Source organism: Streptomyces sp. NPDC032126, from assembly GCF_055580085.1.
On the sequence record NZ_JBVIMA010000007.1, the window covers coordinates 473,519 to 496,632 of the forward strand.

Sequence of the window (23,114 nt, forward strand, 5' to 3'; positions counted from 1 at the left end):
GCGAGAAGCCACGACGGCGCGGCAGCCGAACACCGGCCTACGACGCGAACGGCCGCGCCGGCCACTCCGCATCGGCGGGCCGCAGCGCATCCAAGCCGTCCCCACCACGCGCGGCGACAAGCGACAGCACACCCACCACCAGACAGTTGTTGTGCACCTCCCCCGCCAGCACCCCCCGGACCAGCTCGCTCACCGGCACCCGCGCGTACTCCAGCTCGGTCTCCTCGTGCTCCACCGCGAACCGCTCGCCCTCGGCCTCCGACAGCCCCCGCGCCAGAAACACCCGCACGGCCTCGTCGCAGCCGCCCGGCGTCGTGTAGACGTCCGTCAGCACCCGCCAGTCCTCCGCCTTGACGTGCGCCTCCTCGTACAGCTCCCGCTGCGCGGCGTGCAGCGGGTTCTCGCCGGGCACGTCGAGCAGCCCCGCCGGGATCTCCCACAGCTTCTGCCGCACGGGGTGCCGGTACTGCTTGATGAGCAGCACCCGGTCCTCGTCGTCGAGGGCGAGCACGGCCACCGAGCCGGGGTGGACCTGGTAGTCCCGCCGCACGACCGTGCCGTCGGGCATGACCACCTCGTCCGTGCGCACGGAGGTCTTGTTGCCCCGGAACGGAGTCTCGGTGGCCCGGATCTCCCACTCCTCCGGGGTGTCCTTGATCGTCATGCCGTCGCCCTTCCCACGTGCGCAAAGAAAAACCGGGGTGCTCCCTTTGAAGGGATGCACCCCGGCCACCGTACAACTGGTGTGTCAGTCGGAGTTCTTCCGCTCGACGGCCGCCTTCACCAGGCCGGCGAACAGCGGGTGCGGGCGGGTCGGCCGCGAGCGCAGCTCGGGGTGCGCCTGCGTGGCGACCAGGTAGGGGTGGACGTCACGCGGGTACTCGACGTACTCGACGAGCTTGCCGTCCGGCGAGGTGCCGGAGAACAGGATGCCCGCCTTCTTCTCCAGCTCCGCGCGGTAGGCGTTGTTCACCTCGTAGCGGTGGCGGTGCCGCTCCTCGACGTACTCCTTGCCGTCGTACACCTCGCGCACGATCGAGCCCTCGGCCAGCTTCGCCGGGTACATGCCGAGCCGCATGGTGCCGCCCATGTCGCCCTCACCGGCGACGATGTCGAGCTGCTCGGCCATGGTGGAGATGACCGGGTGGGAGGTGGCGGGGTCGAACTCGGTGGAGTTGGCGTCGCCGATGTCGGCGAGGTTGCGGGCCGCCTCGATCACGATGCACTGCAGGCCCAGGCAGAGGCCGAGCAGCGGGATCTTGTTCTCGCGGGCGTAGCGGATCGCGCCGACCTTGCCGAGCACGCCGCGGTCACCGAAGCCGCCCGGGATGCAGATGCCGTCGACGTCGGCCAGCTGGGCCTTGGCGCCGGCGGGCGTCTTGCAGTCGTCGGAGGTGACCCACTTGATCTTCACCCGGGCCCTGTTGGCGAAACCGCCGGCGCGCAGGGCCTCGGTGACCGACAGATAGGCGTCGGGCAGGTCGATGTACTTGCCGACGAGAGCGAGGGTGATCTCGTGGTCGGGGTTGTGGACACGGTCGAGCAGGTCGTCCCAGGTCGTCCAGTCCACGTCGCGGAAGGGCAGGTCCAGCTTGCGGACGACATAGGCGTCCAGGCCCTCGCCGTGCACGGTCTTCGGGATGTCGTAGATCGAGCGGGCGTCGGGGCAGGCCACCACGGCGTCCTCGTCCACGTCGCACATCAGCGAGATCTTCCGCTTGATCGCGGTCGGGACCTCGCGGTCGCAGCGCAGCACGATCGCGTCCGGCTGGATACCGATGTTGCGCAGGGCGGCCACGGAGTGCTGGGTCGGCTTGGTCTTCAGCTCGCCGGACGGGCCGATGTACGGAAGGAGCGAGATGTGCACGACGAAGACGTTGTCCCGGCCGACCTCGTGACGGACCTGGCGGACCGTCTCCAGGAACGGCAGCGACTCGATGTCGCCGACCGTGCCACCGACCTCGGTGATGACGACATCGACCTCGTCGGTCGCCATCCGGCGGATGCGGTGCTTGATCTCGTTGGTGATGTGCGGGATGACCTGCACGGTGTCGCCCAGGTACTCGCCGCGCCGCTCCTTGGCGATCACCGTCGAGTAGACCTGGCCGGTGGTGACGTTGGCCGACCCGTCGAGGTCACGGTCGAGGAACCGCTCGTAGTGGCCGATGTCCAGGTCGGTCTCGGCGCCGTCGTTGGTGACGAACACCTCGCCGTGCTGGAAGGGGTTCATCGTGCCCGGGTCGACGTTCAGATACGGGTCGAGCTTCTGCATCACGACGCGCAGGCCGCGTGCCTTGAGCAGCATGCCGAGGCTGGAGGCCGTCAGGCCCTTGCCGAGCGAGGAGGCGACACCCCCGGTGACGAAGATGTGCTTGGTCGTCGTAGATTTCGGCGGCATGGCCAAGAGGGGGCTCCCGTGGTCGCGATCTTGAGGTGCGGTTCGGGGGTGCCTTGTCGATACTCCCCTCCGGGGAGGAGCGGCCCACCGGTCCACGGGCTACCAGGGTATCAGCGCCGGACGGCGATGGCTTCCGGCCACACTCCGCGCATGTCCCGCCACACGGAGCGCACCGGCGGGGGAGCTCTTACCCGTTGCTCACCCGATCGGCCGAGCCGGGTTGCCCCGAGCGGCACACAGATCATCTACGTGCGTCGTATCCTGCTCGGACACTCGCTGCCGAGCCCGGCGGGCGCATACGGCACACCCCCGCCGCTCCGTCCCGGAACAACGAGAGCTCGTCAGTTCGTTGAGCAATGATTGTGGAAGCTCAGCGACGCACTACAACGACCCTTTGACCGCACTAGCGACAGCCCCATTCACCTGGGGTGACGTGGCCGTTCGACTGGAGTTTGCACGTGGCCGGGCGCATCGAGGACTACGCACTCATCGGAGACATGCAGACCGCTGCCCTGGTCTGCCGTGACGGGACGGTGGACTGGCTGTGCCTGCCCCGCTTCGACTCGCACGCGATCTTCGCCGGTCTGCTCGGCACGGAGGAACACGGCTTCTGGCGCCTCGGCCCGGCGCACGCCTCCGACGCGCAGCCGCCACGCGCGGCCCGGCGCACCTACCGCGGCGACTCGCTGATCCTGGAGTCCGAGTGGGACACGCCGCGCGGCACCGTCCGCGTGACGGACTTCATGCCCCCGCGTGACGGCGCCCCGCAGCTGATCCGCATCGTCGAGGGCGTCTCCGGCCGCGTCCCGATGCGCTCCACCCTGCGCATGCGGTTCTCCTACGGCCGGGTCGTCCCGTGGGTGCACAAGCACGAGGGCCGTACGGTGGCCGTGGCGGGCCCCGACTCGGTGTGGTTCGACACGGACTGCGAGACCTACGGAAAGTCGCTGACGACGTACGCGGACTTCACGGTCGCCCCGGGTGACCGGATCGCGTTCACCGTCTCGTGGCAGCCCTCGCACAAGGAGCCGCCGCCGCTGCCCGAGCCGGAGCAGTCGCTGGAGGCGACCGAGGAGTTCTGGCGCGAATGGGTGGAGCACTGTACGTACCACGGTCCGTACCGCGAGGCGGTGATCCGCTCGCTGATCACCCTGAAGGCCCTGACGTACGCCCCGACCGGCGGCATCGTCGCCGCGCCGACGACCTCCCTGCCCGAGGACATCGGCGGCGTGCGCAACTGGGACTACCGCTACACCTGGCTGCGCGACGCGGCGATCACCCTGTCCTCCCTGCTGCGCACCGGCTACCGCGAGGAGGCCCGCGCCTGGCGCGAGTGGCTGCTGCGCGCGGTCGCCGGCGACCCGGAGAACCTGCAGATCATGTACGGCATCGCGGGCGAGCGCGAGCTGGGCGAGGCCGAGCTGGACTGGCTGCCGGGCTACGAGAACTCCGCGCCGGTCCGGGTCGGCAACGGCGCGGCGCACCAGCTCCAGCTGGACGTGTACGGCGAGGTCACCGAGGCCCTGCACCTCGGCCATATGACGGGCCTCGCCCGCAACGACTACGCCTCCCTGCTCCAGCTCAAGCTGATCCGCTATCTGGAGCGGCACTGGGACGAGCCGGACGAGGGCATCTGGGAGGTGCGCGGCCCGCGCCGCCACTTCGTGCACTCCAAGGTGATGGCCTGGGTCGCGGTGGACCGCACGATCAAGCTGATCGAGTCCGGTGACGCGGACGGCCCGCTGGACCAGTGGCGCGAGCTGCGCGACGACATCCACCGGGACGTGTGCGAGAAGGGCTACGACAAGGAGCGCAACACCTTCACGCAGTCGTACGGCTCGAAGGAGCTGGACGCCTCGCTGCTGCTGATCCCGCAGATGGGCTTCCTGCCGCCGGACGACAAGCGGGTGATCGGCACCATCGAGGCGATCCAGCGGGAGCTGTCCACGCCGGACGGCTTCATCCTGCGCTATCCGACGCAGGGCGACGACGAGGGCGTGGACGGGCTGCCCGGTGACGAGGGCGCCTTCCTGGCCTGCTCGTTCTGGATGGCGGACGACCTGGCGATGATCGGCCGCGTGGACGAGGCCCGCAAGCTGTTCGAGAAGCTGCTGTCCCTGCGCAACGACCTCGGACTCCTCGCCGAGGAGTGGGACCCGCGTCTGAAGCGGCAGGTCGGCAACTTCCCGCAGGCCTTCAGCCATGTGCCGCTGATCGACACGGCCCTGCGTCTGACGGCCTCCGGGGCGTACGGCGGCTGACCGTGGGGGCGGGCCCGGCCCGCCCCCGCACGCCGCTCAGCCCAGCGCGTCGATCACCTCCCGCGCGGCCCGCTCGCCCTCGGTCGCGCCGCCTTCCATGAAGCCCTGGAAGTCGTAGGAGCAGTGCTCGCCGCCGATGTGGATGTTGCCCTGCGCGACCCCCTCGTAGCCCGCGTACCGGTGCAGATAGCCCACCGGCCAGTACGAGTAGGCGCCCAGGGCATAGGGGTTGAGGTGCCACGCCGACAGCTGGGCGCGGCCCGTCCAGGCCGCCGAGGTGCCGGGGAAGATGGCGTCGATCCCGCGGAGATACCGGGTGGCGAGGCTCTTCACATAGGGATCGCTCTCGTACGAGAAGGGTCCGCCCGGTGTCAGTGACCCGGCGAGGCCGCCGCCGCCGTACTGGATGAGGATGCCGCCGCTGCCCGGCTGGACCTTGGTGGTGTCCCAGGTCTGCTGGATCTCGGTGTCGGTGAAGCACTCGCCCGCCGAGATGCCGGGCCAGGGGCCGGTGCCACGCCAGGGGCGGCTGGAGAACTGCAGGTTGAGCTTGGTGCAGTGGCCCATGCGGGCGTTCCTCAGCAGGTTGGTCATCCGGGGGTCGAACCCGGCCCTGGACAGATCGAGTCGCTGGAGGATCGGCAGGGGCACGCACAGGATGGTGTGGTCGGCGGTGACCGTGCGGGTGGAGCCCGACTCGTCGAAGGTGAGCGTCTGCGTCCCGTCGCCGTTGGCCTTGACCGCTCGCAGCGACCAGCCCTGCCGAACGGTTCCGTCCGGCAGGAAGTCGGCGATGGCGTGCGGGAGTTGGTCGTTGCCGCCGACGATGTGGTAGCGCTCGTTGGACAGTCCCCAGACGTTGAAGTTGCCCGGATTGGTCTGGTAGCCCATCAGCAGGACGAGGGCGAGCGAGGACTGGTCGACGGTGTCGGCGCCGTACTCGACGGTGTAGGCGACGTCGAGGAAGCGGCCCAGCGGGGAGTCGTGGCCGCCGGGGACGCGTGAGTCGATCCAGTCGTACAGGGACAGGTTGTCCAGGGCGGTGCCGGCGGCGGTGGTCCGGTTCCAGAAGACCTCGCCGGCGTCCTGGAGGTCCTTGTGCAGGGCCTGGTAGACGGCCTTGAAGTCCTCGTCCGCCTGGTCGCGCGGGTAGTACGCGCCGTTGAACCACAGCACCTCCTCCGCCCCGTTGGGGCCGCCGCCGAGGAAGTCCTCGACGGGGAGGGTGAAGCGGCGGCACAGCTCCAGCATCTTCTTGTGGCTGGTGTCGATCAGCTCGCCGCCGATCTCGGAGGTCTGGCCGTACGCCCAGTGGTCGCGCTGGGAGTACATGCGTCCGCCGACGCGGTGCGGGTCGGCCTCGTAGACCGTGCAGGCGTATCCGGCGTCGTGCAGGGTGAGCGCGGCGGTGAGGCCGGCGATGCCGGCGCCGACGACGGCGATGCGGGGCGCGCCTGCGGCCGCCGCCCGGGGCGCGGCCGCGAGGCTGGTGGTGGCGGCGGCCGCGGCGGCCGCTCCCTTGAGGACCGACCGGCGCCGGATCCTCCGGGCCTCGGCGACCGGCATCCCGAGGTGCCGGGCGGCCGCGTGGTCGGCGAACAGGCCGCGCAGGACGTGCATCGAGTGCGTTCTGGACACGGTGCTCCTCCTCAGACGGTGGCGGGTTCCTCGGCGGTGCGTTCGGCCGCGTCCTCCAGGACGATCCGGCCGATGATGTCGTAGCGCCGGGGGTGGCGGGCCCGCAGGTAGAAGCCGAGGCCGAGGCCGCCGAAGAAGACCAGGCCGACGATCCACGGGATGGCCTTGAAGAAGAGGGAGTCGGCCGCCGTGCCGGCCGCGGTGTCGAGGTTGACGACCAGCAGCACCACGACGGCGATCATGCCGATGCCGCCCAGCAGGGGCGCGGTGAACGTGCGGAACCAGTGCCGGTCCTCGGGGTGGTTCCTGCGGAAGTAGCCGATGACCGCGAAGGAGCACAGGGTCTGCACGATGAGGATGGCCATCGTGCCGAGGATCGCGAGCAGCGTGTACAGGTGGATGTAGGGGTCCTGGCCGGTCAGCCAGAAGGCGCCGACGAGCGCGACCGCGATGACCGACTGGACGAAGGACGCGATGTACGGGGAGCCGTGGTCCTTGTGGGTGCGGCCCAGGGCCGGGTGCAGGAAGCCCTCGCGGCCGATGGCGTACAGATAGCGGGCGGCGCACTGGTGGAAGGCCATGCCGCAGGCGAACGAGCCGGTGATCAGCAGCCACTGGAAGGCGTCGACGGCCCAGGCGCCGATGAAGGTGTGGGCGGGGTCGAAGAACAGGTCGAGGGGTCCGGTGCCGGAGGAGAGGACGACGGACTCCTTCAGGCCGTTGCCGGCGATGGTCATCCAGGAGACGTAGATGTAGAAGAGTCCGACGCCGATGACGGAGATCAGGGTGGCGCGCGGGATGACGCGCTTGGGGTCGCGGGACTCCTCGCCGTACATGGCCGTCGACTCGAAGCCGACCCAGGACCAGAAGGCGAAGAACAGTCCGAGTCCGGCGGACGGGCCGGTGAAGGCGTTCTTGGGGTTGATCGGCTCGACGGGGATGCCGTCGGGGCCGCCGCCGTGCACGAGGACGGCGGTGGCGACCGCGAAGAGGACGGCGATCTCCGCGATGAGCATCACGCCGAGGGCCTTGGCGGTGAGGTTGATGTCGAAGTACGCCAGGACCGCCGTGACCAGCAGCATCGCGGCCGCGTAGAGGACCCACGGCAGGTCGGCGCCGAGCTGGTCGTGGACGGTGGTCTTCGCGAAGTAGGAGAAGACGCCGACGATGGACGCCTCGAAGACGACGTACGCCAGCACCGCGAGCATCCCGGAGGCCATGCCGGCGATCCGGCCGAGGCCGTGCGAGATATAGCCGTAGAAGGCGCCGGCGGCGGTGATCCGGCGGGCCATCGCGACATAGCCGACGGAGAAGACCGTCAGGACGAGGGTCGCGAAGAGATAGCCGGCGGGCGCGCCGGTGCCGTTGCCGAAGCCGACGGCGATGGGCAGGTTGCCGGTCATCGCGGTGATGGGCGCGGCGGTCGCCACGGCCATGAACACCACACCGACCAGCCCTACGGAATTCGCCTTCAGCCGATGTACCTCTCGCGTGGGTGTCTCTGCCATTCCCGCCCCTCTCACGGTGCTTCTCCAACGAAATCCGAAGATCAGCTCGCGCTTTCCTTGCGGATGCGTCAGTCTGGCGGGGGCGTGACGCACGCCACAACAGACACGCGGTACGACAATTCGGCGCCTGGGGCGACGCTTTGTCGCGCACATGCCGCCGGTGATCGTCCCCGTAATCGCGCGGAGATGTCGCCGGAACGCGCCCGCGGGTAGCGTCCGCTGCATGGACAGCCGCACGGACCACCGATTCGACAGCCACGGCGCCGGCATCACGGTGCAGCGGGCCCTGGAGCTGCCCGGCCTGCGCAGCGGCCTCCCCGAGATCCTCGCGGGCGGCGACCGGCTGGGCCGCACGGTGCGCTGGGTGCACGCCGGCGAGGTCCCCAACATCGCCTCCCTGCTCAAGGGCGGCGAGCTGCTGCTGACCACGGGCTACGGCCTCGGCACCCGCCCCGCCGAGCAACGGGCCTTCGTGCGCACCCTGGCCGAACGGGGCATCGCCGCCCTGGTGATCGAACTCGGCCCGCGCTTCACACGGCTGCCGGCGGCGCTGGTGGAGACGGCCCGCTCGACGGGGCTGCCACTGGTCCAACTGCATCGCGAGGTGCCGTTCGTGACCGTCACCGAGGAGATCCACACCGAGATCGTCAACGGCCACTACGCGCTGCTGCAACGCGCGGAGGAGGTGCACCGGCGCTGCACGGAGGCTGTGCTCGGCGGCGGCGGAATCCCCCAGGTCCTCGGCATCCTGGCCGACTTCAGCGACAACCCGGTGTTCCTGGAGACCACCGACGGCCAGCTCCTGTACGCGGCGGGGGCCGGGCCCGAGGGCGCGGATCCGCTCCAGGTGTGGGAGGGGCTGCGCGGCCCGCACAAGGACGCGCCGCCGCCCGCGGGTTCGGTGCTGGTGGACGTGCCGGGCGGGGGCCCGGGGACGGGCTCGGTGCGCGCCCGGCTCGTGCTGCTGCCCGTGCGCTCCCCGCTCGCGCCGGTGCACCGGATCGCCGCCGAACGGGCCGCCGGAATCCTGGCGGTCGTCCTGATGCAGGCCCGCCAGGAGGAGGAACTGGCGGCCCGCGGCCGGGGCGACTTCCTGACCGACCTCGCCGAGGGCCGGATCACCGCGGAGGACGCCCCGGCGCAGGCGCGCGTGCTGGGCTTCAAGCCGGGCGACAGCCCGCTGCTGCCGGTCGTCATGCGGCTGGGGGACGCCCTCTCCCCCGCCGGGGGAGGCTGGGCGGTGCTGGCGCGGGCGGTCGCGGAGGAGCTGGCGTCGGTGGGTGTGCCGGTCCTGCTCGGCGTACGGCCGGTCGAGGGCCGCGTCCCGCTGCTGCTGGGTCTGCGCTCGGAGTCGGAGCGGTCGGCGGTCGCGGACCGGGTCGCGGCGGCGCTGCGGGCCGGGGTGGAGCGGGCCGGCATGCAGCGTCCCGGCGCCGCCCCGCCGGTGGTGGTCGTCGGGGTCGCGGGCGGCTGGGCGGCGGCCTCGGCGGGCCTGCGGCACGCGGCGGAGACGGCGACGGCGGCCCAGGGTCTGCCGGACCGCCCCTGGTACGACGCGCGCCGCCTCGACATCGACCTGCTGCTGTGGCGGCTGCGCGACCACCCCGACCTCGCGGCCTTCGTGGACCGCGCGATCGGCCCGGTCCGCGACCACGACCGCCGCTCCCGCCCGCCCCTGCTGCCGACGCTGGAGACCTATCTGGCGCACGCGGGCCGCAAGGCGGAGACGGCCCGCGAACTCCACCTCAACCGCCAGACGCTCTACAACCGCCTCGCCCGCATCGGCGAGTTGCTCGGCACCGACCTCGACGACCCGCAGACGGTCCTGGCGCTGAGCCTGGCCCTGCGGGCGCGACGCCACGTGCCGTAGGAGCCGACGGTGACCCGCCGGCGCCCTACTTCTGGCAGCCGGCCGGCTCAGCTCAGCGGCCGGGGCTGGGTCAGCTCGTCGTAGACGCTGAGCACCTGGGCGACGGTCTCGTCCTCGGTCGGCCAGGTCGCCGCCTGTCGTGCGCCCGCCTCCGCGAGCCGCGCGCACCGCTCCGGGTCACCGAGCAGCCGTAGGACCGCGCCCGCGAGGGCCTGGGCGTCTCCGCGCGGCACGAGTTCGGCGGCCTCGCCCACGAGTTCGCGGATCCCGCCGGTCCGTGCGGCGACGAGCGGCACGCGCGCGTGGAGCGCCTCCTGCGCCAGGACCGACCGCGACTCGCCGGCCCCGGGCAGCAGCGCGAGGTCGGCGGCGGCGATCAGCTCCGCCACGTCGTCGCGAAGCCCCAGCAGCCGGACCGGCAGCCCCTCGTCCTCGATGCGGCGCTGCAACGCCGGCCGCAGCGGCCCCTCCCCGGCGATGACGACCAGCGGCACCGGGTCCATCCGGCACCACCGATGCGTGGCGTCCAGCAGCACGTCGTACCCCCGGTGCCGGTCGAGGGAGCCGACGGCCATCAGCAACGGCCGCCCGGTCGCGCCGAGTTCGGCCCGCACCTTGGGCGGCGACGCGTCGGGGCCGTCGTGCGCCCCGGCGCTCGGGCGCGGGCCGGGCAGCGCGACGGCGGCCAGCCGGGCGTCCCGCGCACCCGTGCGCCGGGCCCGGTCCACCAGGTCCGACGAGGCCCCGAGGACCACGGAGGCCGTCTTCGCCACGCGCCGCTCCAGCAGGCGCAGCAGATGCGCGCGGGCGCCTTCGGCGTGCGCACGGTTGTGCCAGGTGACGACCAGCGGCGTGCTGCGGCCGCTGAGCGCGAGGACGGCCCGGAAAGAGGCGTGCAGCCCGTGCGCGTGCACCAGGTCGGCGCCCGTGCAGGCCGCCCGCAGGGCCGCCACCGATCCCGGGTCGCTGCTGCGCGGCACCGGTACGTGCTCGGCGCCGGCGCCCGTGAAGTCGTAGGCGCTGTCGGCCTCGTCGGGGGCGCACACCGTGACCCGCACGCCCCTCGCGACGAGCCCCGCGGTCAGGGAGCGCACATGTGCGCTGCTGCCGGCGTTGCCGCCGCCCAGCACCTGCACGGTGCGCAGCGGCGACTGGCCGGGCGCTGAGGGGCTGCTCACCTGGCTCACGTGGCCGGGGCTCCTGGTTCGGCATCGGGCGGTCACCGCCAAGGATGCCAGGACGTACGGGTGTTCCGGGACGCCGAAGGCCCGGCCCCCTGTTGGACGGCCCCTCCGCGTCACCCACACGAGTGAGGCTGTGCGGTTTCGTACGAAAGCGGCGGGCAAGGGGGACGGAGATCCTCCGCCCTCAGCGCGAGAGGGGACGGAGATCCGCCCCCTCTCGCGTCACGCGTCGGCGCGAGCCGTCGCCAGCAGTTCCTCCGCGTGCGCGCGCGCCGTCTCCGAGTCCTCCTGGCCGGCCAGCATCCGCGACAGCTCCCGGATCCGGTCCTCCCCTTCGAGCACCTTCACGCCGGACCGGGTCACCGACCCGTCGTTGGTCTTCTCGACGAGCAACTGCCGGTCGGCGAAGGCGGCCACCTGCGGAAGGTGGGTGACGACCACGACCTGCGCGGTCTTCGCCAGCCGCGCCAGCCGCCGCCCGATCTCGACCGCCGCCTTGCCGCCCACGCCCGCGTCGACCTCGTCGAAGAGATACGTCGGCACCGGATCCGTGCCCGCGAACACGACCTCGACGGCCAGCATCACGCGCGACAGCTCACCGCCCGAGGCGCCCTTGGCGATGGGCCGGGGCGGCGCGCCCGGGTGCGGGGCGAGCAGCAGCTCCACCTCGTCCGCGCCCGACGGCCCGTACGCCACCGCGCGCCCGCCGACCTCGACGCCCTCCGGGTCCTCGGTCTGCCGGATGGCGAAGGACACGCGCGCGTGCGGCATCGCCAGCGAGGCCAGCTCGGCGGTCACGGCGGCCGCGAAGCGCTCGGCGGCCTCGGTGCGGGCGTCGGTCAACGCCTGTGCCAGCCCGCCCAGTTCGACGCGCAGCGCGTCCCGCTCGGCGACCAGCTCGTCGATCCGCTCGTCGTCGGAGTCGAGTTCGGTCAGCCGCGCGGCGCCCCGCTCGGCCCACGCGAGCACGGCGTTGACGTCCTCGCCGTACTTGCGCGTGAGCGCGTTCAGCGCGGCCCGCCGCTCCTCCACGGCCGACAGCCGCAGCGGGTCGGCGTCCAGGTCGTCGGCGTACCCCGCCAGCTCGCCCGCGACATCGCCCAGCAGGATCCCGATCTCACCGATCCGGTCGGCGAGCGCGGCCAGCGCCGGATCGTGCGACCGGACGGCCTCCAGGGCCCGCTGCGCGCCCGCGACGAGCGTCGCCGCGTCGATCCCCTCGGGGTCCTCCGGATTGCCCGCCAGAGCGGCGTGAGCGGCCGTGGCGGCGGACGACAGCGCCTCGGCGTGCCCCAGCCGCTCGGCCTCCTCCGCGAGCTCCACGTCCTCCCCGGCGCGCGGCTCGACCCCGGCGATCTCGTCGAGGCCGTAGCGCAGCATGTCGGCCTCCTGGGCCCGCTCACGCGCGCGCGTGGTGATCTCGTCCAGCTCGACGGTGACCGCCCGCAGCCGCCGGTAGGCCTCGGTGTACTTGGTGAGCGGCCCGGCGACGGCGTCGCCCGCGTACCGGTCCAGCGCCTGCCGCTGCCGGGTCAGCTTGAGCAGCCCCTGCTGGTCGGTCTGCCCGTGCACGGCCACCAGCTCGTCGGCGAGTTCGGCGAGCACGCCCACGGGCACGGACCGCCCGCCGACGTGCGCCCTCGACCGCCCCTCGGCGGAAACGGTACGGCTGATCAGCAGCGCCCCGTCGTCGAGCTCGGCCCCGGCCTCCTCCGCGCGCAGGACGACGGAGGAGTTCCCGGGCACGCTGACGCGCCCCTCGACCACCGCCTTCTCGGCCCCGATCCGCACCAGCGCGGGATCGGCCCGCCCGCCCAGCAGCAACCCGAGGCTGGTGACCACCATGGTCTTGCCCGCACCCGTCTCACCCGTGACGGCGGTGAAGCCGGGCGACAGCTCGACGACAGCGTCGTCGATGACTCCGAGCGACCGTATCCGCATCTCTTCCAGCACGGTGAAGACCATACGAGGTCGAGCCGACGAAGTGCGAGGCACCCTTGTCACCCGGGCGAGTGTCCCGCGGCCGCCCGCGCACGGACCCGGCCCCTCACAGGTGGCTAGTGAGGTGCCCCCCGCCACCCGGAAACGGGCAGCGCGAACTTGGCCACCAGCCGATCGGTGAACGAGGCGTGATGCAGCCGGGCCAGCCGAACCGGCACAGCCCCCCGCCGCACCTCCACCCGCGCCCCCGGCGGCAGCTCCACGGTCCGCCGCCCGTCACACCACAGGACCCCCGGCTGGATATGAGGCAGCACCTCGACAGCGAGCACGGAATCCGGCGACGTGACCAACGGCTTCGCGAACAGCGCGTGCGCGCTGATCGGCACCATCAGCAGCGCCTCCACCTCGGGCCACACCACGGGCCCCCCGGCGGAGAAGGCGTACGCGGTCGACCCGGTCGGCGTCGACAGGACGATGCCGTCGCACCCGAACCCCGTCACCGGCCGCCCGTCGATCTCCAGCACGACTTCGAGCAGCTTCTCGGCCCCGGCCTTCTGCACCGCCGCCTCGTTCAGCGCCCAGTCCGTGTGCACGATGTCCCCGTTGCGGTGCACGACGACGTCGACGGTCATCCGCTCCTCGACCTCGTACGCCTTCGACACCACCCGGTCGACGACCTTGTCGAGGTCGTCCCGCTCGGCCTCCGCGAGGAACCCGACCCGCCCGAGGTTGACGCCGAGCATCGGCACGCCGGACGCCCGGGCGAACTCGGCGCCCCGCAGCAGCGTCCCGTCACCCCCGAGGACGATCAGCAGCTCGCACCCGTCGAGGCACTGCGGTGTCGCCTCCTTGACCAGCTCCACCTCGTCCGGCAGCGGCAGGTCGGCCGCCTCGTACTCCAGGACCCGTACCCCGATCCCGGACCGCAGCAGGCCCTTGACCACCAGCTCCGCGCTGCGGATGGCGGCCGGCCGGCCGGTGTGGGCGAGCAGGAAAACAGTACGACCTCGGTTCTGTGTCAACGGGGCCCCTCCGCCACTGCACGGTCAACGTCGGCCGGGTCCAGTTCCGGTGCACCGGCCCGCAGCCACAGAAAGTACTCGACATTCCCGGACGGCCCGGGCAGCGGGCTGGCGGTGACCCCCCGCACGCCGAGCCCGAGCTCCCACGCCTTGCCGGCCACCGCGCGCACGGCCTCCGCGCGCAATTCCGGGCTGCGGACGACGCCTCCGCTGCCCAGCCGTTCCTTCCCCACCTCGAACTGGGGCTTGACCATCATCACCAGGTCCGCGTCGGGCTCGGTGCAGCGCGCCAGGGCGGGCAGCACCAGCCCGAGCGGGATGAAGGACAAGTCCCCCACGACAAGATCCACAGGCTTCCCATCGATCGCTTCAAGCGTCAACTCGCGTACGTTCGTACGGTCCTTGACGGTGACGCGTTCATCGCTCTGCAGAGACCAGGCGAGTTGTCCGTATCCGACGTCCACGGCGACGACATGGGCGGCGCCCGCGCGCAGCAGGACGTCGGTGAAACCCCCGGTGGACGCGCCGGCGTCCAGCGCCCGCCGCCCCTCGACGACCAGCCCCTGCGGCACGAACGCCTTCAGCGCGCCGGCCAGCTTGTGGCCGCCGCGCGAGACGTACTCGGGATCGCTGTCGTCGGCCGCCACCACGATCGCGGCGGCGGTCTCCACCTGGGTGGCGGGCTTGGTCGCGACGGTCTTGCCGACGGTGACCCGCCCGGCGGCGATCAGCTGGCTGGCGTGCTCCCGCGAGCGCGCGAGCTTCCGGCGCACCAGCTCGGCGTCCAGACGGCGACGTGCGACTCCTGCCACGTTCGGTTCAGCTCCTAGTGCCATACGAGGGTGAGGGCGCCCTCTGGTCGTACGACGGTGAGGGCGCCGGAGGTCCGGGGCGGGCGTCGAGCGCGGTGAGCGCGTCACGCAGCCCCTGGTGTACATCCTCGTACACCTCCACATGGCCGTCGGTGGCGAGGTGGTCGGCGTCCTCCAGCCGCGCCAGCCGGGCGTCGACCTCGGCGTTGCCCGTGGAGGCGCGCGGGACGTTCAGCGGGGCCGGGGCCGAGGGGTCGGCCTCGGGCTCCGTCGCCTCCGGTGGCAGGGGCTCTGCGTCGCTCATGCCCCGACGCTACCCCGAACCGCTGCGGTACCGTCGGTCGCGTGGCAACGATCGAGGAGTGCCGCGCCGCACTCGACAGGCTCTCGGACAACATGGGGCACGCCGAGGGGGACGTGCGCGCTGCCGCGGCACTGGACCGCTCGGTGAGCTGTCACATCACCGACCTGGACGTGACCTTCGCGGGCCGCATGACGGGCGGCCGGATCAGGGTGGACGACACCCATGAGGGCCCGCCGCGCGAGAAGGCGCAGATCCGGCTGGCCATGAGCGGCGACGACCTGGTCGCCCTGGTCGGCGGCGAGCTGCACTTCGCCAAGGCGTGGGGCTCGGGCCGGGTGTCCCTGCACGCGGGGCTGCGGGACCTGTTCGTCCTCAGGAAGCTTCTGTAGCGCCCACCGCCGCCACCGCACGGGTCCTGCGCGCGGCCGGCACCACCAGCGGTGTCCCGGTCTCCGGGTCCTCGATGACCTGGCAGCGCAGGTTGAAGACCTCCTCCACCAGCCCGGCGGTGACGATGTCGTTCGGCGCGCCCTGAGCGATGACCTCGCCGCCCTTCAGGGCGATGAGATGGGTGGCGTACCGGGCCGCGTGGTTGAGGTCATGGAGCACGGCGACCAGTGTGCGCCCCTGCTCCTCGTGCAGCTCGGCGCACAGGTCGAGGACGTCGATCTGGTGCTGGATGTCGAGATAGGTGGTCGGCTCGTCGAGCAGCAGCAGCGGCGTCTGCTGGGCGAGCGCCATGGCGATCCACACGCGCTGGCGCTGTCCGCCGGACAGCTCGTCGACGTACCGGTCGGCGAGTTCCGCGACCCCGGTCTGCCGCATCGACTCCTGGACGACCCGCTCGTCCTCGCCGGACCACTGGCGCAGGATGCCCTGGTGCGGGTAGCGGCCCCGGCCCACCAGGTCCGCGACGGTGATCCCGTCGGGCGCGATCGACGACTGCGGCAGCAGACCCAGCGTGCGGGCGACCTTCTTCGCGGGCAGGGACTGGATGGCCTGCCCGTCGAGAAGCACCCGCCCCTGGGACGGCTTCAGCATCCTCGACAGGGCCCGCAGCAGGGTCGACTTGCCGCAGGCGTTCGGGCCGACGATCACGGTGAAGGAGTTGTCGGGGATCTCCACCGACAGCCGCTCGGCGATGACCCGCTGGTCGTAGGCGAGGGTGAGGTTCTCGGCGGACAGGCGGTTCACGGTGCTCCTTCGGGTGTTCGGGTCGGCGGGGGTGCGCGGGGCCCGCCCGTTCACGGCGGCGCTCGCGCCGGCGCTCATATCCGGCCCGCCCGGCGCTCGGTGACCAGCAGCCACAGCAGATAGGTGCCGCCGAGCACACCGGTCACCACGCCGACCGGCAGTTGGCCGTCGCCGAAGAGCCGCTGCGAGGCCCAGTCGGCGCTCACCAGCAGGGCGGCGCCCATGCACAGGGAGGCCAGCAGGTTGGGTCCGGGTGAGCGGGTCAGCCGGCGGGCGAGCTGCGGCGCGGTGAGCGCCACGAAGCTGACGGGCCCGGCGGCGGCGGTGGCGGTCGCGGTGAGCAGGACGGCGCAGACCATCAGCAGCAGCCGGACCCGCTCCACCCGAACCCCGAGCGCGCCCGAGACGTCGTCGCCCATCTCCATCATCCGCAGCCCGCGGGCGTTGGCGAGGACGAGCGGGACGAGCACGCAGAACAGGACGAGCAGCGGCCGGACCTGCTTCCAGTCCCGGCCGTCGAGGGTCCCCGTCATCCAGACGACCGCGCGGGCCGCGTCGACGAAGTCGGCCTTGGTGAGCAGATAGCCGTTGACGGCGGTCGCGATCGCCGACACGCCGATGCCGACCAGCACCAGCCGGTAGCCGTGCACGCCGCGCTTCCACGCCAGCAGATAGATGGCGGCCCCGGTCACCAGCCCGCCGACGAGGGCGCCCACGGTGACCTGGGTGGCGTTCCCGGAGAACAGCACGATGACGACGAGCGCGCCGGCGGTGGCGCCCTGCCCGAGCCCGAGCACGTCCGGGCTGCCCAGCGGGTTGCGGGACACGGCCTGGAACAGCGCGCCGCCGAGCCCGAGCGAGGCGCCGACCAGCAGCCCGACGAGGACCCGGGGCAGCCGCAGCTCGTGGACGATGAACTCCTGGCCCGCGTTGCCGTCCCCGACCAGCGCCTTGATCACGTCACCGGCGGGGATCGGGTAGTCGCCGGTACCGATGAGCACCACGCTCGCGGCGAGCGCGGCCACCACCAGCAGGGCGACGACGACCATCGCGCGTACGTCCAGCCGCACGGACAGCCCGCCGGGGCCGCGCAGCACGCGCGGGACGCGGGGAGTACGGCATTCGGCGGCCGGCTCGGTCGGGGAAGTCTTGATCGCGGTCGTCACAGCTGCGCCGTCCTCCGCCGTCGTACGAGAAAGATGAAGACCGGGCCCCCGATGATCGCGGTGATGATGCCCACCTGGACCTCGGACGGCCGGGCGACCACCCGGCCGATCACATCGGAGCCGAGCAGCAGCACGGGCGACAGGATCGCCGCGTACGGCATGATCCAGCGCAGGTCGGGGCCGGTGAAGGAACGCACCACGTGCGGCACCATCAGTCCGACGAACACGATCGGCCCGCACGCGGCGGTCGCGGCCCCGCACAGCACGGTGGCCGCGAGCATGGCCAGCGCCCGGGTCCGGTGGAGATGCGCTCCGAGGGCCCGCGCGGTGTCGTCGCCCATCTCCATGGCGTTCAGCGGCCGGGCGAGGGCGAGTGCGAGGACGGTGCCGACCGCGAGGAACGGCAGCACCTGCGCGATGGTCTCGTCGGTCGCGGACGACAGCGAACCCACCGTCCAGAAGCGCATCTTGGCGAGCGCGGCGCCATCCATGATCATCACGGCCTGGAGATAGCCGTAGAGCGCGGCGCTGATCGCGGTGCCCGCGAGCGCCAGCCGCACCGGTGTGGCGCCCCGGCTGCCGCCGAGGAACCAGACCAGCCCGCCCACCGCGGCCGCGCCGCCGAAGGCGAACCACACATACCCGTTCAGGCTGGTGACGCCGAAGAAGGTGATGGCGGTGACGACGGCGGCCGAGGCGCCCGCGTTGATGCCGAGGAGCCCGGGGTCGGCCAGCGGATTGCGGGTGAGCGCCTGCAGCACGGCCCCGGACAGACCGAGGGCGGCACCGGCGAGCAGCCCGAGCGCGGTCCGCGACAGCCGCTCACCGACCACGACATCGCCGTAGGTCCCCGAGTCCTCGAACAGCCCGTGCCACACCTGGGCGACGGACAGCTCCTTGGCCCCGACGGCGATGCTCAGCACCGCGACCGCCGCGAGGACGGCCACGGCGAGCAGCAGCCCAACGGCACGCATCCCCCGCCGGGTTGGGGGCGCGGCGGCTGTCTCCGCGCGCTGTACGGGAACACTGTCGACCAACACGCAGTTAGGTTAGCCTACCCTGCCAAGCCGCCTCGATCCCCTGGCCGTCCCCGCCCCGGCTCACCCGTTCCCTCACACCCCCAGCCGCGCCAGCGCCTTCCCTCCGTCCAGCTCACAACTCCCTTCACCGGCCGCACTCCAGGCCGCCGCACACAGCGCCCGCAGCCCGTCCAGGGCCTCGCCCTCCCCCGCCAGCTCCAGCCGCTCAGCCCCGGCGGTCGCCGTCCAGCCCCCGCACCGGAACCCCTCCCCGGCCGCGACGACCTCCGGCTGCCCGGTGAGCAACCCCCGCAGATCCCGGTCCACATACGTCGGCCGGTGCTCCGGCGGCGCCGCCAACAACTGCGCCCCGTCCGTGACCCCGGTCAGCACCAGCAGCGAGTCCACCCCGCCGTTGAACGCGCCCTCGATGTCCGTGTCCAGCCGGTCCCCGACCACCAGCGGCCGCTCCGCACCCGTGCGCAGAATGGTCTCCCGGTGCATCGGCGGCAGCGGCTTGCCCGCGACCTGGGGCTCCGCGCCGGTCGCGATCCGCACGACCGCCACCGCCGCGCCGTTGCCCGGCGCGATACCCCGCCCGCTCGGGATCGTCAGATCGGTGTTGGACGCGAACCACGGCACCCCGCGCGCCACGGCGTACGACGCCTCCGCGAACCGCCCCCACGCCAGCTCCGGCCCGCCGTACCCCTGCACCACGGCCGCCGGATCGTCGTCGGCCGACTCGACCGGCACCAGGCCCCGCTCCCGCAGCGCGACCCGCAGCCCCTCCCCGCCGACCACGAGCACCGGCGCCCCCGCCGGCACCTGCTCACTGATCAGCCGGGCGACGGCCTGCGCCGACGTGATGACGTCGTCCGCCCCCGTCGCGATCCCCAGCTCCGTCAGATGCGCGGCCACGGCGTCCGGCGTCCGCAGCGCGTTGTTGGTGACATACGCCAGACGCATCCCGCCCGCCCGCGCGACCTCCAGCGACTCGACGGCGTGCACGATCGCGCTCCCGCCCGCGTACACCACCCCGTCCAGATCGAGCAGCGCCGTGTCGTACGCCTCGCTCAGGGCCCGCTCACTGCCCTCGGGACTCCTCCTGATGCCCTGGCTCATTCCCCATCGCTCCTCGTTCGCTCGCTTTCCCCCGATCATCCCGCACGCCACTGACACACGTACGATGCCCTGATGAACACTGCAGGTCACTCGGAAGCAACGGCGCCCCGGGGCCTGGAACTCACCCCGTTCCGAGGCCTGCGCTACGACCCCGACCGGGTCGGCTCACTCGCCGCCGTCACCTCCCCGCCCTACGACGTCGTCGTCCGCCCCGACGGCCTGCACCGACTCCAGGACGCGGACCCCTACAACATCGTCCGCCTCATCCTCCCCCAGGCCGGCACGCCCAGCGCGAGCCGCGAACAGGCCGCCGACACGCTCCACCGCTGGCTGGCCGAGGGCGTCCTGGCGGCCGACCCCGAGCCCGCCCTGTACGTCTACGAGCAGCGGCACGCCGACGGCATGCTCCAGCGCGGCATCATCGGCACCCTGCGCGTCTCCGACCCCTCCGAGGGCATCGTCCTGCCCCACGAGGACGTCATGCCGCACGTCGTGGCCGACCGCGCGGCCCTCATGCGGGCCACCTACGCCAACCTGGAGCCCCTGCTCCTGACGTACCGCGGCAACGGCGCCGCCGCCGACATCGTGGACCGCACGGCCGAACAGGCCCCCCTCTTCGCCACCACCACCCAGGACGGCTACCGCCACCGCCTGTGGTCGATCACCGACCCCACCGACCTCGCCCACGTGCAGGCGGACCTCTCCCACCACCAGGCCCTCATCGCCGACGGCCACCACCGCTGGGCGACCTACCGCAGGCTCCGCGCCGAGCACCCCTCCCCCAGCCCCTGGGACCACGGCCTGGTCCTCCTGGTCGACACGGCCCGCTATCCGCTGCGGGTCCGCGCCATCCACCGCCTCCTGCACGGCCTGCCCGTCCCCGACGCCCTGGCCGCCGTCGAGGGCCACTTCCGCGTACGCCACCTGGACGCACCGCTGCCGCAGGCCCTGGAAGTCCTGGCCGACGCCTCCTGCGAGGGCAACGCCTTCCTCCTCGCCGGCGACGGCGGCTTCCACCTCGTCGACCACCCGGATCCGGCGCTCCTGGCCCGTACGATCCCCGCCGACCGCCCGGCCGCCTGGCGCACCCTCGACGCGACCGTCCTGCACGCCACGCTCCTCGACCACGTCTGGCACATCCCCGAGGACGACCCCGGCCGCATCGCCTACATCCACGACACGGCGGCCACGGTCGCCAAGGCGGAGCGCGACGGCGGCACGGCCGTCCTCATGCACCCCGTCCGCGAGGAGGTCGTCCGCGACCTCGCCCGCCAGGGCGTCACCATGCCCCGCAAGTCGACCTCCTTCGGCCCGAAACCGGCGTCGGGCCTGGTGCTGCGGGCGCTCGACATCTGACGCGAGCGGGACGAAGGACACCGACAACACGAAGGGGCGGGCTCCTCAAGGGAGCCCGCCCCATCACGTGATCACGTGCCGTGCGGTACGAGGATCAGCGGATCAGTCCTCGTTCTTCGCCACGCCGTCGCTGTCGGCCGAGTCGTCGTTGTCGTCCTCGGCGGCCGCGTCTTCGGTGTCTACGGCGTCATCGGCGTCGGCGTCACCGTCGTCCGTGGCTGCAGGCTGCTTGCCCTCGGCCTCGATCTCGCCCTCCGCCTCCGCCTCCGCCTCGGCCTCGGTCTCGGTCTCGTCGAGGGCGTCGACGAACTCCACGCCGTCGAGCTCGGCGAGGCGGTCGGAGGCGTCGGTGCTGCCGTCGCGGTCGGCCTCGACGGCCTTCGCGAACCACTCCCGCGCCTCACTGCTGCGGCCGGCGGCCAGCAGCGCGTCGGCGTACGCGTACCGCAGCCTCGCGGTCCACGGCTGCACGGCGTTGGAGGCAAGCTCGGGGCTCTGCAGCGTCACGATGGCCGCGTCCAGCTGCCCCATGTCACGCCGGGCACCCGCCGCGACGAGCCGCATCTCGACCTGGCCGGCCTTGTCGAGCTTGTTCACCTCGGGAGCGCCGGCCATGTCCAGCGCCTTCTCCGGCCGGCCGAGCCCACGCTCGCAGTCGGCCATGAGGGGCCACAGGTCCACGGTGCCGGTCATACGTCGGGCAGCGCGGAACTCGGCGAGAGCCTCGGAGTACTTCTGGTTCGCGTACGCCGCGAAACCGGCGGCCTCACGTACGGCAGCGACACGGGACGCCAGGCGCAGGGCCACCCTGGAGTACCCGTAGGCGCCCTCGGGGTCCTCGTCGATCAGCCGCGCGACCATCACCAGGTTCTTGGCGACGTCTTCCGCGAGGGTCTTGGGCAGGCTCTGGAGCTCCTGGCGCACGTCCTTGTCGATCTCGTCACCCGTGACGTCCTCGGGGATCGGCAGCCGCTTGATGGGCTCGCGGTCGCGATCCCGGTCGCGATCCCGGTCGTCGCGGAACCGCCCGCCACCGCGCCGGTCGTCCCCGGGCCGCCCACGGAAACCACCGGGCCGCCCGCCACGGTCGTCGCGACGGGGCCCACGCCCACCACGGTCGTCCCGCCCACGGAACCCACCACGGTCACCGTCACGACGGTCATCGCGCCGATCGTCACGGCGGTCATCACGGCCGCGGTCGTCACGCCGGAAGTCATCCCTGCGGTCATCGCGCCGGAAGCCACCGCGGTCACGATCGCCGCTGTCGCGCCGGCCGTAGCTGCCACGCTCGCCGTCCCGACGGTCGTCGCGCCGGTCGTCGCGGCGGAAGTCGTCACGCCGATCGTCCCGACGGAACCCGCCGCGCTCACCACGCTCGCCACGGTCACCGCGGTCGTCACGGCCACGGTCGTCGCGGCGGAAGGAGGGACGGTCACCACGGTCGTCACGGCGGGGGTAGCCACCACGGTCGTCCCGACGGTCGCCCCGGTCATCACGACGGAAGCCACCACGGTCACCGTCACGCCGGTCATCACGCCGGTCATCACGCCGGTCATCACGACGATCGTCGCGCCGGTCGTCCCGACGCTCGTACGGACGGTCGCCGCGGTCGTCGCGGCGGAAGGAGGGACGGTCGCCACGGTCGTCGCGCCGGGGCCCACGCCCACCACGGTCGTCCCGCCCACGGAACCCACCACGGTCACCATCACGACGGTCATCACGCCGGTCGTCACGGCCGCGGTCGTCACGACGCTCGTACGGACGGTCGCCGCGGTCATCCCTCCGGAAGCCACCGCGGTCGCCGCGGTCATCACGGCCACGGTCGTCACGGCGGAAGGGGGGACGGTCACCGCGGTCGCGGTCGCCACCGTCACGCCGGCCGTACCCACCACGGTCGCTGTCCCGCCGGTCGTCACGACGGTCATCGCGGCGGTCGTCACGGCGGTCGTCACGCCGGAATCCGCCACGATCACGGTCGTTGTCGCGACGGAAGCCGCCACGGTCCCCACGGTCTCCGCGGCCTGAACGGTCGCTGCGGAAGCCGCCACGGTCGCCCCGGTCCCCACCGTCCCGTCGCCGCTGGTCGCGCTCCGGTCGGTCGCCGGGAGAGTTGGTGGACATGGGTGACTCCTGTCTTCGGTACCGCAAGCATTGTAAAAACAAAAGGACCCCTGGTCCCAGCTGAACGCTGGGACCAGGGGTCCTCCAAAGATTGTTCGGCGGCGTCCTACTCTCCCACAGGGTCCCCCCTGCAGTACCATCGGCGCTGTGAGGCTTAGCTTCCGGGTTCGGAATGTAACCGGGCGTTTCCCTCACGCT

The 23,114-nt window shown here is 72.4% G+C and carries 19 protein-coding genes and 1 rRNA gene; 4 read left to right on the forward strand and 16 right to left on the reverse strand.

Annotated features, from left to right (window positions below; translation table 11 throughout):
* Positions 1-37: 37 nt before the first annotated feature.
* Together ACZ5NW_RS27360 and ACZ5NW_RS27365 are read right to left on the reverse strand one after the other, a co-directional pair.
* Positions 38-664: an NUDIX domain-containing protein gene (locus ACZ5NW_RS27360; RefSeq protein ID WP_468746579.1), complete on the reverse strand. Its 627-nt coding sequence runs from the start codon at positions 662-664 to the stop codon at positions 38-40.
* A gap of 84 nt (positions 665-748) precedes the next feature.
* The gene (locus ACZ5NW_RS27365) at positions 749-2,398 is read right to left on the reverse strand and encodes a CTP synthase (protein WP_468746580.1); all 1,650 of its coding nucleotides are present in this window, start codon (positions 2,396-2,398) and stop codon (positions 749-751) included.
* 458 nt (positions 2,399-2,856) lie between these two features.
* Here ACZ5NW_RS27365 and ACZ5NW_RS27370 point away from each other — a divergent pair, with 458 nt between their 5' ends.
* Positions 2,857-4,659 carry a glycoside hydrolase family 15 protein gene (locus ACZ5NW_RS27370; RefSeq protein WP_468746581.1) on the forward strand — a complete coding sequence of 601 codons (1,803 nt, stop codon included), beginning with the start codon at positions 2,857-2,859 and terminating at the stop codon, positions 4,657-4,659.
* Positions 4,660-4,695: 36 nt separating this feature from the next.
* Here the strand turns inward: ACZ5NW_RS27370 and ACZ5NW_RS27375 are convergent, their stop codons facing one another.
* Together ACZ5NW_RS27375 and ACZ5NW_RS27380 are read right to left on the reverse strand one after the other, a co-directional pair.
* Positions 4,696-6,297, reverse strand: coding sequence for a flavin monoamine oxidase family protein (locus tag ACZ5NW_RS27375; RefSeq protein WP_468746582.1), 1,602 nt, complete (start codon positions 6,295-6,297; stop codon positions 4,696-4,698).
* An 11-nt stretch (positions 6,298-6,308) separates the two neighbouring features.
* Positions 6,309-7,805, reverse strand: a complete 1,497-nt coding sequence (locus tag ACZ5NW_RS27380; protein ID WP_468746583.1) for an APC family permease — start codon at positions 7,803-7,805, stop codon at positions 6,309-6,311.
* 223 nt (positions 7,806-8,028) lie between these two features.
* Between ACZ5NW_RS27380 and ACZ5NW_RS27385 the strand changes: the two genes are divergently transcribed.
* Positions 8,029-9,675 carry a PucR family transcriptional regulator gene (locus ACZ5NW_RS27385; protein ID WP_468746584.1) on the forward strand — a complete coding sequence of 549 codons (1,647 nt, stop codon included), beginning with the start codon at positions 8,029-8,031 and terminating at the stop codon, positions 9,673-9,675.
* A 47-nt stretch (positions 9,676-9,722) separates the two neighbouring features.
* Here ACZ5NW_RS27385 and ACZ5NW_RS27390 read toward each other — a convergent pair whose 3' ends face one another.
* The 5 genes from ACZ5NW_RS27390 to ACZ5NW_RS27410 all read right to left on the reverse strand — a co-directional run bounded on the left by ACZ5NW_RS27390 (position 9,723) and on the right by ACZ5NW_RS27410 (position 14,938).
* Positions 9,723-10,862 carry a glycosyltransferase family 4 protein gene (locus ACZ5NW_RS27390; RefSeq protein WP_468746585.1) on the reverse strand — a complete coding sequence of 380 codons (1,140 nt, stop codon included), beginning with the start codon at positions 10,860-10,862 and terminating at the stop codon, positions 9,723-9,725.
* Positions 10,863-11,081: 219 nt separating this feature from the next.
* Positions 11,082-12,824 (reverse strand): DNA repair protein RecN, encoded by a 1,743-nt coding sequence (gene recN, locus ACZ5NW_RS27395; RefSeq protein ID WP_468746586.1) that lies wholly within the window; start codon positions 12,822-12,824, stop codon positions 11,082-11,084.
* Between the two features lie 92 nt (positions 12,825-12,916).
* A complete protein-coding gene (locus tag ACZ5NW_RS27400; protein WP_468746587.1) occupies positions 12,917-13,822 on the reverse strand; it encodes an NAD kinase in 906 nt (301 codons plus the stop codon).
* Complete coding sequence (locus tag ACZ5NW_RS27405) at positions 13,819-14,634, reverse strand: TlyA family RNA methyltransferase (protein ID WP_468746588.1); 816 nt, start codon at positions 14,632-14,634, stop codon at positions 13,819-13,821. The genes ACZ5NW_RS27400 and ACZ5NW_RS27405 overlap by 4 nt, the downstream gene beginning before the upstream one ends.
* A gap of 7 nt (positions 14,635-14,641) precedes the next feature.
* Positions 14,642-14,938, reverse strand: coding sequence for a hypothetical protein (locus ACZ5NW_RS27410; protein WP_468746589.1), 297 nt, complete (start codon positions 14,936-14,938; stop codon positions 14,642-14,644).
* A 41-nt stretch (positions 14,939-14,979) separates the two neighbouring features.
* Here ACZ5NW_RS27410 and ACZ5NW_RS27415 point away from each other — a divergent pair, with 41 nt between their 5' ends.
* Entirely contained in the window at positions 14,980-15,327 is a 348-nt protein-coding gene (locus tag ACZ5NW_RS27415) for a sterol-binding protein (RefSeq protein ID WP_468746590.1), read from the forward strand.
* Here ACZ5NW_RS27415 and ACZ5NW_RS27420 read toward each other — a convergent pair.
* From ACZ5NW_RS27420 to ACZ5NW_RS27435, 4 genes are all read right to left on the reverse strand, one after another.
* Positions 15,311-16,210 carry an ABC transporter ATP-binding protein gene (locus tag ACZ5NW_RS27420; protein ID WP_468746591.1) on the reverse strand — a complete coding sequence of 300 codons (900 nt, stop codon included), beginning with the start codon at positions 16,208-16,210 and terminating at the stop codon, positions 15,311-15,313. The genes ACZ5NW_RS27415 and ACZ5NW_RS27420 overlap by 17 nt on opposite strands.
* Positions 16,207-17,286, reverse strand: coding sequence for a FecCD family ABC transporter permease (locus tag ACZ5NW_RS27425; protein ID WP_468746607.1), 1,080 nt, complete (start codon positions 17,284-17,286; stop codon positions 16,207-16,209). Before ACZ5NW_RS27425 ends, ACZ5NW_RS27420 begins: the two co-directional genes overlap by 4 nt.
* 8 nt (positions 17,287-17,294) lie before the next feature.
* Positions 17,295-18,338: a FecCD family ABC transporter permease gene (locus ACZ5NW_RS27430; RefSeq protein WP_468746592.1), complete on the reverse strand. Its 1,044-nt coding sequence runs from the start codon at positions 18,336-18,338 to the stop codon at positions 17,295-17,297.
* Positions 18,339-18,410: 72 nt separating this feature from the next.
* Positions 18,411-19,439: an HAD hydrolase-like protein gene (locus tag ACZ5NW_RS27435; RefSeq protein WP_468746593.1), complete on the reverse strand. Its 1,029-nt coding sequence runs from the start codon at positions 19,437-19,439 to the stop codon at positions 18,411-18,413.
* Between the two features lie 72 nt (positions 19,440-19,511).
* On the opposite strand from ACZ5NW_RS27435, the gene ACZ5NW_RS27440 reads away from it, so the two are divergent.
* Entirely contained in the window at positions 19,512-20,795 is a 1,284-nt protein-coding gene (locus ACZ5NW_RS27440) for a DUF1015 domain-containing protein (RefSeq protein ID WP_468746594.1), read from the forward strand.
* 102 nt (positions 20,796-20,897) lie between these two features.
* On the opposite strand, the gene ACZ5NW_RS27445 is transcribed toward ACZ5NW_RS27440, so the two are convergent.
* From ACZ5NW_RS27445 to rrf, 3 genes are all read right to left on the reverse strand, one after another.
* The gene (locus tag ACZ5NW_RS27445; RefSeq protein WP_468746595.1) at positions 20,898-21,719 is read right to left on the reverse strand and encodes a tetratricopeptide repeat protein; all 822 of its coding nucleotides are present in this window, start codon (positions 21,717-21,719) and stop codon (positions 20,898-20,900) included.
* A complete protein-coding gene (locus ACZ5NW_RS27450; RefSeq protein WP_468746596.1) occupies positions 21,656-22,795 on the reverse strand; it encodes a hypothetical protein in 1,140 nt (379 codons plus the stop codon). Before ACZ5NW_RS27450 ends, ACZ5NW_RS27445 begins: the two co-directional genes overlap by 64 nt.
* 214 nt (positions 22,796-23,009) lie before the next feature.
* Positions 23,010-23,114, reverse strand: a 5S ribosomal RNA gene (gene rrf, locus ACZ5NW_RS27455); the annotation flags it as partial.